Origin of the sequence: Staphylococcus sp. GDB20D11A, assembly GCF_016893255.1 — a bacterium.
GTDB lineage: Bacteria > Bacillota > Bacilli > Staphylococcales > Staphylococcaceae > Staphylococcus > Staphylococcus aureus.
This window is the reverse complement of sequence record NZ_JAFEPJ010000009.1, coordinates 1-15,166: the sequence shown is the minus strand read 5'-3', so window position 1 is coordinate 15,166 and position 15,166 is coordinate 1. Positions and strand designations below refer to the sequence as shown.

The 15,166-nt window shown below is 29.9% G+C and carries 18 protein-coding genes and 1 pseudogene; 10 read left to right on the top strand and 9 right to left on the bottom strand.

The window, feature by feature from the left end; all coding sequences use genetic code 11:
• Together menE and JV528_RS06600 are read right to left on the bottom strand one after the other, a co-directional pair.
• Complete coding sequence (gene menE / locus JV528_RS06605; RefSeq protein WP_000348386.1) at nt 1-1,479, bottom strand: o-succinylbenzoate--CoA ligase; 1,479 nt, start codon at nt 1,477-1,479, stop codon at nt 1-3.
• A gap of 158 nt (nt 1,480-1,637) precedes the next feature.
• Nucleotides 1,638-2,093 carry a DUF4909 domain-containing protein gene (locus JV528_RS06600; protein ID WP_072460539.1) on the bottom strand — a complete coding sequence of 152 codons (456 nt, stop codon included), beginning with the start codon at nt 2,091-2,093 and terminating at the stop codon, nt 1,638-1,640.
• 302 nt (nt 2,094-2,395) lie between these two features.
• Between JV528_RS06600 and JV528_RS06595 the strand changes: the two genes are divergently transcribed.
• The 6 genes from JV528_RS06595 to JV528_RS06570 all read left to right on the top strand — a co-directional run bounded on the left by JV528_RS06595 (nt 2,396) and on the right by JV528_RS06570 (nt 7,091).
• Entirely contained in the window at nt 2,396-3,046 is a 651-nt protein-coding gene (locus JV528_RS06595) for an excalibur calcium-binding domain-containing protein (RefSeq protein ID WP_078061111.1), read from the top strand.
• A gap of 80 nt (nt 3,047-3,126) precedes the next feature.
• Entirely contained in the window at nt 3,127-4,122 is a 996-nt protein-coding gene (locus JV528_RS06590; protein WP_000070664.1) for a DUF4352 domain-containing protein, read from the top strand.
• A gap of 75 nt (nt 4,123-4,197) precedes the next feature.
• A complete protein-coding gene (locus JV528_RS06585) occupies nt 4,198-4,824 on the top strand; it encodes a hypothetical protein (protein WP_000669034.1) in 627 nt (208 codons plus the stop codon).
• Between the two features lie 40 nt (nt 4,825-4,864).
• A complete protein-coding gene (locus JV528_RS06580; protein WP_000627544.1) occupies nt 4,865-5,206 on the top strand; it encodes a DUF3969 family protein in 342 nt (113 codons plus the stop codon).
• 100 nt (nt 5,207-5,306) lie between these two features.
• Complete coding sequence (locus JV528_RS06575) at nt 5,307-5,879, top strand: SAV1803-related protein (protein WP_000414210.1); 573 nt, start codon at nt 5,307-5,309, stop codon at nt 5,877-5,879.
• A 375-nt stretch (nt 5,880-6,254) separates the two neighbouring features.
• Complete coding sequence (locus JV528_RS06570; RefSeq protein ID WP_204177690.1) at nt 6,255-7,091, top strand: ATP-binding cassette domain-containing protein; 837 nt, start codon at nt 6,255-6,257, stop codon at nt 7,089-7,091.
• Nucleotides 7,092-7,897: 806 nt separating this feature from the next.
• Here JV528_RS06570 and JV528_RS06565 read toward each other — a convergent pair.
• A complete protein-coding gene (locus tag JV528_RS06565; RefSeq protein ID WP_000747806.1) occupies nt 7,898-8,344 on the bottom strand; it encodes a DUF1433 domain-containing protein in 447 nt (148 codons plus the stop codon).
• Nucleotides 8,345-8,794: 450 nt separating this feature from the next.
• Between JV528_RS06565 and sprA1 the strand changes: the two genes are divergently transcribed.
• Nucleotides 8,795-8,890 (top strand): type I toxin-antitoxin system Fst family toxin SprA1/PepA1, encoded by a 96-nt coding sequence (sprA1, locus tag JV528_RS06560; RefSeq protein WP_001801861.1) that lies wholly within the window; start codon nt 8,795-8,797, stop codon nt 8,888-8,890.
• 122 nt (nt 8,891-9,012) lie between these two features.
• Nucleotides 9,013-9,114, top strand: coding sequence for a hypothetical protein (locus tag JV528_RS06555; protein WP_001791232.1), 102 nt, complete (start codon nt 9,013-9,015; stop codon nt 9,112-9,114).
• Here JV528_RS06555 and JV528_RS06550 read toward each other — a convergent pair.
• The 4 genes and pseudogenes from JV528_RS06550 to JV528_RS06535 all read right to left on the bottom strand — a co-directional run.
• Nucleotides 9,100-9,279: pseudogene (locus tag JV528_RS06550) on the bottom strand (transposase); the annotation flags it as partial. The gene JV528_RS06555 and the pseudogene JV528_RS06550 sit on opposite strands and share 15 nt — an antisense overlap.
• A gap of 187 nt (nt 9,280-9,466) precedes the next feature.
• Complete coding sequence (locus JV528_RS06545) at nt 9,467-9,841, bottom strand: DUF1433 domain-containing protein (protein WP_000695817.1); 375 nt, start codon at nt 9,839-9,841, stop codon at nt 9,467-9,469.
• A complete protein-coding gene (locus JV528_RS06540; protein WP_001035978.1) occupies nt 9,831-10,211 on the bottom strand; it encodes a DUF1433 domain-containing protein in 381 nt (126 codons plus the stop codon). The genes JV528_RS06545 and JV528_RS06540 overlap by 11 nt, the downstream gene beginning before the upstream one ends.
• A 207-nt stretch (nt 10,212-10,418) precedes the next feature.
• Nucleotides 10,419-10,859, bottom strand: a complete 441-nt coding sequence (locus tag JV528_RS06535; RefSeq protein ID WP_000759945.1) for a DUF1433 domain-containing protein — start codon at nt 10,857-10,859, stop codon at nt 10,419-10,421.
• Nucleotides 10,860-10,903: 44 nt separating this feature from the next.
• Between JV528_RS06535 and JV528_RS06530 the strand changes: the two genes are divergently transcribed.
• On the top strand, nt 10,904-12,517 hold the full coding sequence (locus JV528_RS06530; protein ID WP_204177692.1) for a lipase: 1,614 nt from the start codon (nt 10,904-10,906) through the stop codon (nt 12,515-12,517).
• Nucleotides 12,518-12,531: 14 nt separating this feature from the next.
• A complete protein-coding gene (locus JV528_RS06525) occupies nt 12,532-12,831 on the top strand; it encodes a WXG100 family type VII secretion target (protein WP_000095391.1) in 300 nt (99 codons plus the stop codon).
• Between the two features lie 236 nt (nt 12,832-13,067).
• Here JV528_RS06525 and JV528_RS06520 read toward each other — a convergent pair whose 3' ends face one another.
• Entirely contained in the window at nt 13,068-14,246 is a 1,179-nt protein-coding gene (locus JV528_RS06520; RefSeq protein WP_000072562.1) for a restriction endonuclease subunit S, read from the bottom strand.
• On the bottom strand, nt 14,239-15,166 hold a 928-nt coding region (locus tag JV528_RS06515), incomplete at its 5' end, for a type I restriction-modification system subunit M (protein WP_204177694.1). The genes JV528_RS06520 and JV528_RS06515, both read right to left, overlap by 8 nt.

Here is a 15,166-nt window from a genome sequence, read left to right as displayed (position 1 = left end):
TCATCCTCTATACAACTTATTTCTTTGTAATTTACCTGTTGATGTATAAGGTAAAGTATCAACCTTTTCAAAGTGTTTCGGCACTTTATATTTCGCTAAATGTTGTGATAAATATGCAATCAATTGTGCCTTTGAAATGTCACTTTCACTGACAAAATATAATTTAGGCACTTGACCCCAAGTATCATCAGGATGCCCTACACATACTGCGTCACTGATACCTGGAAATTGCTTCGCTACCGTTTCAATTTGATATGGATAAATATTTTCACCGCCACTAATAATTAAATCTTTACGTCGGTCATAAATCATGACATAACCTTCATGATCTATTTCAGCAATGTCACCCGTATTAAAATAACCATTTTCAAACGTACCCGTTAAATCTGTTGGATACAAATATCCATTCATCACATTGGCGCCTTTAATCATTAATTCTCCATGACCTTCTTTATTAGGATTTTTAATTTTTATGTCAACATTGGCACTTGGCACCCCTACAGTGTCAGGACGTGCATGCAACATTTCCGGTGTTGCTGTTAAAAATTGTGAACATGTCTCAGTCATACCAAATGAATTATAAATTGGCAGGTTATATTGTAATGCCGTCTCTATCATAGTGGCAGATAATTTAGCACCGCCAAGTAATATTTTTTGTAAATCATAAGGTTCATGTAAACCTTGTTGCATAAGCCAATTTAAAGTTTGTGGCACAAGCGAAATGTGTGTGATGCGTTCATTTTTTATCATCGTTAAAATTTGTTCGGCATTAAATTTATCAACAATGCGCACAGTAAACCCTTCAATAACAGCTCTTAAAAGTACACTGAGACCCGAAATATGATAAATCGGCAAGACAGATAGCCAATTAGTATCACGATCAAATCCCAAGCTCTCTTTACATCCGATTGCACTGGCATAATGATTACGAAACGTTTGTGGCACCGCTTTTTGAGGGCCAGTTGTCCCTGATGTAAACATAATCGATGCAATGTCATCTAAATTAAATGATGTATTTAATATGTTGGGCGGCGAATCTTTCGGCACCACAGTTTCATTCGATGTATCATATTGGATGTCCAATGTGTTGTCCATTAAATCGTTCATTGTAATATCCGTTCCAGCGAATTCAATATCATCCAGCGATACAATTTGAAACTCTCGCAATTCCAGTGGCAAGGTACAAAAAATCAATTGTACATCGATTGACCTCATCTGATTCGTCATCTCATTAGGTGTCAACCTTGTATTAATCATCGCAATTTCAATATTTGCCAACCAACAAGCATGTATTAAAATGATCGATTGAATCGAATTATCTATGTATAGCCCGACACGAGATTGTTGATAAGCCTTGAGTCTTTTAGCCAATAGACTCGCTTCACAGTATAAATTTTGATAAGTATAAGATTTTTGACCGTCTGTTATCGCAATATGATGTCCATTTTGTTGTGCTTGTTTATATAACCAAAAGTCCATGCGCTATTCCTCCAAAATCATTTACATTATAATTATAACGATTTTATGACATTCTAGCAGTGGTTATGTTTAAAAATATAAAAAAGTAGACGAATTGATTCATTGATATGATTGTTATAATGCTCAATACATATCGTTATATCATTCGTCTACTATTATCAGTTATTTTTATTTAATTTTAGTGTCATTCTATCATTTTGATGTGGTGATTTACCCATTGTTGCCACATCATCTGCAATGTCAATTGGTATACGATTCATGTCTTGTAATGCACTTAAATGGAATACTTCATCATCTAAATTTTCAATGAGATATACATAATATGTTACCTTGTCCTTTTTATATTTTAACGTTTTCCAAAAGTCCGGCTTGCAATTCAATACATTATCCGGAATATATTCAATAAATAAGTAACGTTTGCTGCCTACTTTGTCTACAAAATATTTTACAGTGCCTTTTTCTATACCTCTTATATGTGCATAGTCTGCTGAAAAGTAAATACTACCTATTGTTTCATTATGTTGTTGTATTTCAAATCGTTGGCCTACTATTTTATTATTTGTGCCACAACTACTTAAAAAAATCAGTAGATATAGCATTAAACAAATTTTCATCCCCTTGAATTTTACAAACTTTTTCAAAAGCAACACCTCTAAAAATAAATACAATATATTATAGCAAATAGAAATTATTATTTTATTAAATTATGTTGTCATGTTCGTGTCATTTTGAGTTGCAATACAACTTTACAATTATTAAATTAACACTTCTACAACCCAAAAATATTTTTAAAGTTTTGAAAAAAATTAAAGTATTTCTACTACTAATTTGGTAAAATATTATTATGTGATATAGTGAAAGCGTTTTACACTTAATAACTCCCTCTTAAATGCATCCAGGTTTTATGTAGTAAATCATGAAAATAACATATAAATATAGAGGAGATTTACCTTTGAATACAGAGAACAACAAGAATCAAAACCAATCTGCTAAAAATTCTGAAAGACGTGGCATGTTAAAAGGATGCGGCGGTTGCCTTATTTCTTTTATTTTATTAATTATCTTATTATCAGCCTGTTCAACGATGTTTAGTAATAATGACAATTCCACTAGTAATCAATCATCAAAAACGCAATTAACTCAAAAAGACGAAGATAAAAGTGAAAATATGCCTGAAGAAAAATCAGAATCAGAAACAGATAAGGATTTACAATCAACCGAAGAAGTACTCGCAAATGAAAATACTGAAAATAATCAACATGAAATTGATGAAATAACAACAACAGATCAATCAGATGATGAAATTAACACACCAAACGTTGCAGAAGAAGAATCACAAGATGACTTGAAAGATGATTTAAATGAAAAGCAACAACCAAGTGACCATCATCAATCCACTCAACCTAAGACTTCACCATCAACTGAAACAAACAAGCAACAATCATTTGCTAATTGTAAGCAACTTAGACAAGTATATCCGAATGGTGTCACTGCCGATCATCCAGCATATCGACCACATTTAGATAGAGATAAAGATAAACGTGCATGTGAACCTGATAAATATTAAACAACAAGCGAATTGAATTCAAATTGTATTTAGCTTTATGCACTAATCACATAGTAAATAATGAGGGAGATTTTTTAGGCATGAGCAATCAATTCAAAAGCGAAGAAGAGCGAAGACAATGGGAACAATTCCAAGCTTTCCAAAATCAACAAAACCAACAGAACCAGCAATACAGACAAAAGAAATCTAAAAAAGGATGGTTCTGGGGCTGTGGTGGTTGTCTAGTATTATTTATTTTAATTATCATCGGTATTTCAGCTTGTACAGCTGGTATTACAGGTAACCTTGGCGGAAATAGTTCTAAAGAAACGAACAAAACCCATAAAATCGGTGAAACTGTTAAAAATGGCGACCTTGAAGTCACTGTAAATTCAGTGGAAACTATGAAATCTGTAGGACCATCTCTTGCACCAACAAACGCTAAAGGTATATTTGTCGTTGCTGATGTGACGATTAAAAACAAAGGTAAAGAAGCATTAACAATTGATAGTTCAATGTTTAAGCTAAAATCCGGTGATAAAACATTTGAAGCAGATAATACAGGTTCAATGTCTGCTAATCAAAGTGACAATGGTAGTATAGAAAATTCATTTTTCTTACAGCGTATAAATCCTGATAGCACTGCTCAAGGTAAAATTGTTTTCGATGTGTCAGAAAACATAGCCAACGCAAAAGATAAAAAATTAGAAGTTATTTCTAGTTTATTTAGCGTCAAGAAGATTACATTTGATTTATCCGATGCTAAAAAAACATCAAAAGCTAAAAAAGACAAGCAAGATACAGAAGTAGCTGTTGCGAGTTCAAATAGCGATAATGTAAATTATGAAGCTTCGGCTACTACACCTGCTACAACTTCTAGTGCGGATACTGATTCTGAAGATAGCGAAAAGTCTAGTAAAGATGAGGATAAGCAGAATGCGTCTAAAAGTGATAAATCTAGTGTAGAAAAAAGTGAATCTAACGAGGAAACTGCTCCTGTAGAGCCCATGCCCCAGAGCAAACCTACCACTAGTGAAGCATCACCTAGTCAAAATATTCACAATGAAGATAGCATGAACGACGCTTCAACAGAATAAAATTTCAGGGTAGCTCGGCTACCCTTCTTTTACGGAAAAATTAATTATACATAATCAAATCAAGGAGATAAAAAAATGAAATTCAAAGCTATCGTTGCAATCACATTATCATTGTCACTATTAACCGCCTGTGGTGCTAATCAACATAAAGAAAATAGTAGTAAATCAAATGACACTAATAAAAAGACGCAACAAACTGACAACTCTACACAGTCAAATACAGAAAAGCAAATGACACCACAAGAAGCCGAAGATATCGTTCGAAACGATTACAAAGCAAGAGGCGTTAATGAATATCAAACATTAAATTTTAAAACAAATCTTGAACGAAGTAATGAACATGAATATTATGTTGAACATTTAGTCCGCGATGCAGTTGGTACACCTTTAAAACGTTGCGCTATTGTTAATCGACACAATGGTACGATTATTAATATTTTTGATGATATGTCAGAAAAAGATAAAGAAGAATTTGAAGCATTTAAAAAGAGAAGCCCTAAATATAATCCAGGTATGAATGATCAAGCTGAAATGGATAATGAGCCGGAAGACATTCAACATCATGATATTGACAATAACAAAGCCATTCAAAATGACATACCAGATCAAAAAGTCGATGATAAAAACGATAAAAATGCTGTTAATAAAGAAGAAAAACACGATAACCGTGAAAATAATTCAGCAGAAATTAAAGTTAAATAAGGGTATACTTTGATTATTCGTAATTTTTAGGAGAATCGCTATGATAACATTTGAAAATATACAACAACTTGAAAAATACACCTTAATGACTATGCATGGTCTTTTTAATCAACTTAAACTCGGTATTATTTCAATCGACAATGCAGAGCATACGCTCTTTACACCTTATATGATGGAAACACTCTCTTCCCTAGGTGTGAAACCAGACATTATCGATTTAATTCACAAAGGGACAGAGTTAGAAGACTTTGCAGCATTTAATTTATCAATTGATGATACAGTTACAGTCTGTTTACAAAGAACTGAAGAACTATTAAAACAATACAAAAATGTAGAATTCAATGACAAAATATTAATCAATTGGCGCATTATGCAAAAGTAATAGACATATAAAAGTCGAACGTAACTATGTGGGTATTGATTTTATTCTTTCTAAGTTACAAGTATTTCATTTTATAAAGTTTGAAAAGAGGTTTATTGAAATGGAGAAAAACGAATATACAGCTAAATATAATGAATATAGTCAATTATTAGACGCTACTTACTCGCAAGCTGTAGCATACCTTTTAAATAAATATGGCGCTGTAACCGATGACTATTATAAGGAAAAATCATACATGCGATTTTTAAATGGAGAAATCAAAAGTATTTCAAAAGGAAAATACACTAGAGCTAGTGAAGGATTATATTGTCATCACATAAGCGAGGACAAATTCCAAAACTTATCTGACCTAAGATTCATTTCCGAATTTAAGTACTCATACAACTATCAAAAGAAAGAAAACTTAGTTTACTGCGATTTAATCGAGCATTTAATTTTACATGCAATTATTACAAAAGAATCCAATGGCCAATTTGGTGTGGCTGGATTATGTCAAATGATCAAACCAACAGTCATTGATTGGTACATTGGCGAATATAATCCAAAACCAGCATGGATGCAAGCCACCAAAGCACGTGCCTATTTGCCTGGAATATTAGTAGAGAAATTACTCATTAAAATTGACGATATGTTAAAAGGAATAGAAATATATGATTTCCTTGAGTCTAGATAAATGATTAATGGATATTTATTTTTTGCTGTTGAGATTTTGTTATAGATATTTAAACCTGTAATTAAATATATTTTATAAAAATAAACCACGCATACCTATCTATAAACGGACAATGTTTATAAATGAGTTTGCATGGTCTTGAATTGTATTCCCTTAATTAGAATTAACATTTAAGTTTTAATCAATTATATATATCAATTACCCATTATTTTTTAATAGATAATATATTTTAAGCCTTTGTTAAATCATTAAATATAATACCTTTTTGTTGTATCTATTTTGAATTTTTGTAACTATAGATTTAAGTACTTTACTTTTCAACTTTTTATTCATTTTCAAGTAATAGCAGTCTAGAATTAAATGGAGGTTTTTTAATTGGCTACGGGAATTGTTATTTTAAATAATGTAAAAAAAGCAATTAACGGAAATACTATACTTAATAATCTAAATTTAACTATACCCAAAAATTCTATTACATTAATTGATGGATATAATGGATCAGGAAAAAGTGTAACATTGAAATTAATTGCCAATTTATATAAACCAACTAGTGGAAAATTAATATCTAATGGCGTAGTGAATTTTGCACCAGATCAATTTCCTATCTCTATAAACCTGACTTTAGATGAATACTTTAATTATTTGAAAAAAATTTATAAATTACCTTCAAATTCAAAACTAATTAGTCATCTCGTTTCAAATTTCAGTCTTAAACAATTTTTAAATTTCAAAGTAAAAAATTGTTCTAAGGGTACTCGACAAAAAATTAATATAATCCAATGCTTAGTTAAACCTGCGGATATTTACATTTTGGACGAACCATTTTCAGGACTAGATAAAGATTCCATTGACTTTTTAGCTAATTATTTGTGTGAGATTAAAAGTAAAGCAACTATTATCATCTCTTCTCATGAATACGATATAAACAAAAAAATTATTACTCATACATTCGACTTAAAATCCAATGCTTTTTCTAAGCAATATTTTAATAAAACAACAGAGGTTACTATTATCGACTTTTCAAATGCAGACTTTGAAAAAGCAATTCAAACATTAAACTTTAGTTTTCAAATAACAAAAGAAAATGAAAATAATAGAGCAAAAATTATTGTACCTTTTTCTAAAACCAATATTACATTGTTAACACTAATTAAAAATAATTTAACTGTTTATAAAGTAATAAGTAAGGATGAGAATCTATGCCATTTATAAAATATCAAAATATAAAATTATTTCGATCTTATTCGTTCATCCCTCCGTACGCTTTTTTTATCATTGTGATAATGCTTTTTTATTTTTATAAAAACCAGATGATATTGCCTAGTTATGCTAGTTCAATGATATTACTTTATGCCACTTTATCCTGGCTAACAATTATAAATTTCAATTTAGATTCTATACAAGAAAAACATATGCTTTTTATTCAATTAGACAGTAAATTAAAATATCTAAATTACAAAATGTTATTTTCTTTCCTGTCATCAATCCCATTGGTTATGTTTTCAATTTTATATCCAATTATTACTAATAGTTTTTCAGAATCATTTGATCTTTATACCATAATACTCAGCATTTATTTACATTTAATTATAGTAATGATTGATGTATTAGTTGCTTCATTTATTACTGTTCAAAAGTTCTTTTCACAAAAATATAGTTGGTTATTATTAGTCTTGATTTATGTTATATCAATAATTAAATTTGCGATAGTTCAAAGCTATCCAGTGCTAAAGTTCTTGCTGTTTTTTATACCGCCTGTTGGAAATTTCCTAAATCTATTTAATAAGTCGACATCTGATATATGGTCAAAAGAGTTTATTTTATTAAATTTAGAGATTGTTCTGTTTATCTGTATAGCAATAGTTTTAATCAATTATATATACAAAAAAAGCGAGTATTATTAATTTTGGTATTCGTAATACTCACTTTTTGTATGTTATGTAATGTTTTTTTTAATACTCTTGTCCTTTAATGATTGTGAGGATAATAATAATTTTTATTACACCATACAACCGAATCTAATCCAGCGATCCTGAAAAGAAAAACAACGGCGGTTCGGCTTCATATTCATTTTTGTCTAAGTGTTCTTTTTCAATTATTTCATCCACTGTTAATCGGTCTTTAGCATCTTTCTCTTTCAATAATCGCCCTATTTTTTCTTCCTTATATCCTATGCTACTATTAAACTGATTTCCTTCATCTCCTGTATTTATATATGCCTGAAATTTATATTGTTTATCATTATTTATATATCCTTTAATAAAGTAAGCATTCACCGGGCTTTTTTGAAACTTTGTTATTTTCATAGACTTATAGTGATTCAGGTTATGCTTAAAATACAAATCGATTCGTTTTTCTTGTGTCTCAATATAATGTTCTTTTTTACTTTTGTGAAACGTGTATGCAATAACAATTAGTACTATTAATAATGCAACAACTACCACAAATACATATCTCTTTTTCATTTTAACCCCCATAGTTTAGTATTTATTTCTTATAGATTTTAGATTTCAAAAAACAATTAACTTTGACATGCTATCTTTTTTCTATGTTCCGTTTACGCCCCTCATGAAACGTTGTTTCAAAATACTTTTAAAAATTATTTGCTTGACATAATTATAAATACATAAAATAACCCTGTTATATATGGGTTTATAAAATGTAGGAAAATGGCGAAATGAAAATGCTGTTTTTCCTAACGTCAAAGGTGTTAAATCATACTCGCGTATAATTTCATTTCTTGGCTTACCATTTTCATATAATCTAACCATTTATAACTTAAACTCTGAACTAAATGATCTTCTTTCTTAAATTAACAAAATCTACTCTCATAGAATTTGTCCAATTAGATGATATAATAGTAGAGTCGCCTATCTCTCAGGCGTCAATTTAGACGCAGAGAGGAGGTGTATAAGGTGATGCTTATTTTCGTTCACATCATAGCACCAGTCATCAGTGGCTGTGCCATTGCGTTTTTTTCTTATTGGCTAAGTAGACGCAATACAAAATAGGTGACATATAGCCGCACCAATAAAAATCCCCTCACTACCGCAAATAGTGAGGGGATTGGTGTATAAGTAAATACTTATTTTCGTTATCTCAATTATACTGCTGATTTTTCTTTTTGTAAAATATGCAAGGTTTTAAAGAGAAACATCAAGAACTAAAGAGTGCTCTATGTCAAATTGGACTGATGCGTTCAATATCGGAAGTTAGACAACTAAACATTGCTTAACTTAACTTCCTTTTTACTTTTTGGAGCGTAAAGTTTTGAACATAATAATATTCGATTGCGCAAATGATTGTAACTTCCATAACCAAAAGATGTACGTTTAATTAATTTTATTTTGTTGTTTATACCTTCTAATGGACCATTTGATAAATTGTAATAATCAAAGGTTACACTATTAAAAGTGTCACAAATTCTTATGAATCTGGCATAAACTTTGAATTAACTAAATAAGTAAGAAAACCTCGGCACTATATCATTTTAATAGTGTCGAGATTTTTATAGATACTACAAATATTTATAACATGGTTAATTTCATCTAATGACTTATATTTTTGTTTCATCTCAGTATGAACAATTATTTATTGGACGTATTTTGCTCTTTCTTAATTTCGGAAACTGACTTAGGATTTTTAATAAATTTTCTACCCAATTCATTTGTATAAGAAATATCGGTATCAAATTGAAAATCATCAATAGATCTTATACCAGCTGTAAATGATAACTTTTTATCATTATTTATATAACCACTAATAGAATAACCATCCATTGGGTTTTCTTTAAAATTAGTAAAGCTTATATTTTTATAACCTTTCACATTGTGCTTCATATAAATCGTTATTCTTTCTTTTTGCTCATTATAGTATTGTTCTTTTTCATCATGTCCTATTTTCAAATATAAAGCAAATACTATAATTATTAATATTACTGTAACTAAAACTTTAATTTTCATCTTTTTTATTTATCTTCTTCTTTAATTCTGAAACTGTTTTTTCATCTTTTATCATCATTCTATCCAGTTTATCACTATATGATGAAATGTATTCAAATTGATAATTATCTTCAGACCACATATGCGCTGAAAAAGTATTAGTCTTGTCATTATTTATATAACCTGTAATAACAAATCCATCTAAAGGGTTTTCTTTTTGTTCCTCGAATTGTATTTCTTTAAACCCTTTAACATTATACTTCATATAAATTATTATTCTTTCTTTTTGTTCATCATAATATTTCTTTTCATCGTATTTCATCTTCAAAAAGATTCCGCCTAGAATCAACATTATAATTATATATACAGTCATAAGAGGTTTTTTATTCAAAAAATCAATCTCCTTTTCATTGGATTTATTGACGATTATTTTAAATTAATGAAGCATACTGAGTTTAACGATGATTGTAAAATCGTAGCAACCCAAATGACTGTTGGTTTTACATTAGTAGATTTTTCTTTCTTATAATCTTAAATCATGATTTGATTTACTTTAAAATTTAAATAATTATATTTTTATCCATTCTATTCATAACATTTATTCAATTGGACCTGAAAAGAAAAATAACGGTGGCTCGGCTTCATATTCACTTTTATCCAAGTGTTCTTTTTCAATTATTTCATCGACTGAGAGTTTATATTTAGGGTCTTTTTCTTTGAATAATTCACCTATTTTATCCTCTTTATAACCTAAATCTCCTTTAAATTGTTTATTAGTATCAGAAAATATCACGGCATCAAATTTATAATTTTTTTTATTATTGACAAATCCTTTTATAAAATATCCACCCATTGGATTCTTTTTAAAACTTGTAACTTTCATTGAATGATAATTGTTAAGATTATATTTAAAATACAAATCTATACGCTTTTCTTGCGTCTCAATATAATGATCTTTTTTACCTTTGTGTAACAAATAGCCTACTATTATTAAACATGTTATAATTAATATAATAATTAGTTTGATATATTTTTTCATTTTTATTATTACCTCTTTTTTATTATTTTTAAGGAGTGTTATACATGTTATTAAGAGATAGCGAAGCAAGAATATTATCCGAAAATTCATATGATAACTTATCAGTAAATGAAGTATATACATTTTCAAATAATAAACAATACAAAGTCATCGAAAAACGCGACGATACCCAGAATGGGTTTAGAGCATATGTTTTCGCTCCAGTAATCAAAGGTAAAGTTGATAAGAGTCAACTTTTAATAGGTTACGCTGGCACTAACCCATTTAGTCTAAATGATATTCGTACTGATTTACAACTTCCCATTCATCATAACACAAATAATCTAAAAATTAATAATCATTATAAAGATTTAAATAACTCAACTATTAACAAAAATTACAATACAATAAATGATAAAAATGACCTATTTAGTTTTTCTTCTGTGTTATATACTAAAGCCCTTATCGGTGGTCGAACACCTGCTAAATTTGCACCGTCTCAAATGGACGAAAGTGATGCTTTTACTGAATCAGTAAAAAAGAAATATCCAGATAGTGAGATACACCCAATAGGACATAGTTTAGGTGCATTTTTAGCTCAATATAATTTAATAAAACATAATCTAGCAAACGGTACAACATATGCAGCACCTAACGTATACCATTCATTTACTGGCGACTTTAAAAAAGACATTGATAATGGTGTCTATGATTCAAAAATACGCAATATTGGCCATTTTGATGATCCTATTAATAATTTGAATTTTTTTAATCCTCGTATTGGCAAAAATATTACATCAATGCCACATTATGATGGATTTATAACTGACCTTCCTTTCATTGGTCAACACACACTTGAATCTTACAATGATTTTGATGCAGATGGTAATGTGAAGGAAATGCCAGAACTTGAACAATTTAATGATGACCTATCTCTTAATAACAGATTTCAATTATTTGACCCATTTGGTATAAAAAGCAGATTTTTCGACTCTATTAAAATCGATAGTTCTATATTAAATAGAACAAGTGAAAATGATTTTGATCCTTTTTCTATTCTCAATAAAAAAGATAAATTATTCGAATCAAATGATCTTGATATAGAAGGATTTAATAATAAACAAAAAGAAGATTTAAGCATTGATTTAAATCCTTTTGATGATGAACTAAATGATGAGGACGAACCATTAATTCCCAAAAGAGGCGATAGTAAAAAATTAAAAGCAGAAAAGAAAATCTCTGTTAAAAAAACCAAAAGTGGTTCCGAAAATCCAGGTAAAAAAGTAAAGATTCAGCCTGATGAAGTGCGTAATATCGCTAGCACAATTCGTGATAGACTATTTTTATATAATCAAATCATTAATGCCTTGGATGAATATAGAGAAGAAACAATATCAGGTGCTAATCGCATTTTAGATAAATATCAATCGGAGCTTCTAAGCGGTTCACATGAATTTATAACACCTTATGATCTTGAACAATATATGGAAATTTTATCAGTTGAAGGAAGTTCAGGTAATTTCAAGTTTTATAATAGTGGTTTAATGGATGACTTAATTCAGGAATTAGATCAAAACAAGAAAGACTTGCTACAATTTGCTGAAAAACTAGAATTTGCTGCAAATAAATTCGAAGAAAAAGATTTAGAAGAAAGCGATGTTTTTGGACTATTTAGTTAAAGAGGGTAATTTATATGAGCTCAAAAGATGCAAAGAAAAGTCAAGAAGAAGCTAGATTACAACAATTAAAGCAAGAAATGCGTAATAGTACTGATAATATGGTTAGCAATGCTAAAAATAATGTAGCATTAAAATCTCAAACATTAAATGAAATTATTGAAACAATTAATAACTCTTCTCAAAATTTAGAAGGTACATTCGAAGGAAAAGCAAGCGAAGCAGCCCAACAAAGTATAAATAAACTCAAAAACAATAACGAAAATCTTAAAGAAAAATTTGAGACCCTTTTAAATACAATGAAGATAAATGGATGATATTGAGAAATTATTAATTTATCTGTACTTTTTTATACATAACGAAAATCCCCTCGCTAAACTAATAGTGAAGGGATTTTAATTTAGTTGTTTGTATTTATTAAAATGATTATTACTGAATTTTTAATCTGCTGTTTGATATTAAATAAAACTTTAAAAATATGAGTAATTATCATTATGTCACTGAGCAATATATTATTATAAAATCTTCTGATTTTTCTATTGCTAATCTAAATTTAAACAAATAACTTTTGAAGAAATCCTTGTTTACGATTTTTTAGACTTTCAATCTTTTTTTCAGATTGTTCAATACGTCGATTTATAATATGTATAAATTGACTAATTTTATCCTGTTCAAACTTTACAGGTAATGGAAATGGGATTAATTTCAATTCTTTTACAGGCACTAAATTGGTTATTGCCGACCCAGGATTTGCCTCTAGGATTTTTCTTTGCATTTGATTGCTCCTCATAAATATCAAAAAGAATTCACTTCTAATTTTATGGTTAGTTCTAAATCTAATAAGCGCTTGGTTTATAATTCCCTTTGTATAATTATGAGGAATGAGTGCTAATCTTCCAATAGTACCTGAGCAACTCATTATTATATCATTTGGTTGAACCGAAAATGATTGCATTTCTTTATATTTATTTTCGTTTATATAATATCTAAAGTTACTTATATCATAAATTGCATTCCTTTGTTCATAAACTGCATAACCGCTTTCTACAAATATATCTTTCTTTAATGCTCCTCCAAAAGGTCCTCTCTTTATACCTTCAGTTTTGTCTTTCAAAACTTTTTGAAGCATTACATTTTCCCACTCCGGATAATCATTACCATTCTCATCCTTGAATCGCAATTCCTGTGAGAAAATTTTCTGCATATAGCCTTTTTTCTGTTGTTGAAGTAATTCAAGTTTTTGTTCTTGTAGTTCAATTTGTCGGTCAAGTTTGCTGAAGAACTTGCCTATTTTTTGCTGCTCTTTATTTGTAGGGACAAATCTATTTATTTTATTAATGGTTTGTTTACTTAAGCTTGGCACACCTGTTGATTCATCGTATACTTTCCAATTTATTTTTCTAAATAAACTTAATATAAATAGTATGTCTGTTTCTTTTTTAGGTGTACAATAAAATAATGTATCCACCGTCCAAAACGGCGCCTCAAGCAAATATGGTTTGTTTATAGTCCCTTTTCTCCCAATACCAACAGCATCAATTTCACTTAGTGGTTCTGAAACACTTGTCATATAACCGCCAGTACCATAGACTGGTATATCGCCTTTATCCAAATGTTTATAATCTTTTCCAGAATTAACTTTTATAATACTTTCTAGCTTCTTTTCTTCCCATTCGCCTTCAAACCCTGGGAACCTCAATTCTGGCACATTTTTCTTTTGTGTATTACTCATCTTTCAACACCCCAAGTTCTTTCAGGTATGCATTGATTTCTTGTTCAACTTCTGCGATTTCTTTGTCGATATTTTTCAAATCTTGTTGGACTTGATCTAAATCAATCGGTGCTTCTTCTTCGAATGTATCGACATATCTCGGTATGTTTAGGTTGTAATCGTTATCGGCGATTTCTTGTAGTGTCGCGCTGTAGCTATATTTATCAATCGTTTCTTTACTCTTATATGTGTCTATAATACGTTCGACTTGGGCATCGCTTAAATGGTTTTGATTTTTTCCTTTTTCAAAATCATTGGATGCATCGATAAATAGTACGTTGTCGTCTTGTTGGCGACATTTTTTAAATACTAAAATACATGTTGGAATACTTGTCCCATAGAAAATATTCGCTGGTAAGCCAATCACGGCTTCTAAGTAGTTCTTTTCTTCAATTAAATAACGACGAATGATACCTTCTGCGGCACCACGGAATAAGACACCATGTGGGAGTACAACTGCCATGGTACCTTCATCGTCTAGGTAATGTACCATGTGTTGAATAAAGGCAAAGTCTGCTTTAGACTTTGGCGCAAGTTTGCCGTAACCACTGAATCGTTCGTCATTTTCAAATTTTGAATCTGCTGTCCATTTCGCACTATATGGTGGGTTCGCAATAACCGCATCAAATGTATGGCCTAAAAAGGCTGGATTTTCCAACGTGTCATCATTACGGATATCGAAGTTCTCATAACGCACATCATGTAATAACATATTCATACGCGCCAAGTTGTATGTGGTATTGTTACGTTCTTGACCGAAATAACGATACACTTGCGTTTCTTTACCAACACGTAACAATAATGAACCTGACCCACATGTTGGATCATACACGTGACGTAATTTATCTTTACCGTCTGTAACAATCTTCGCCAGTATCTTA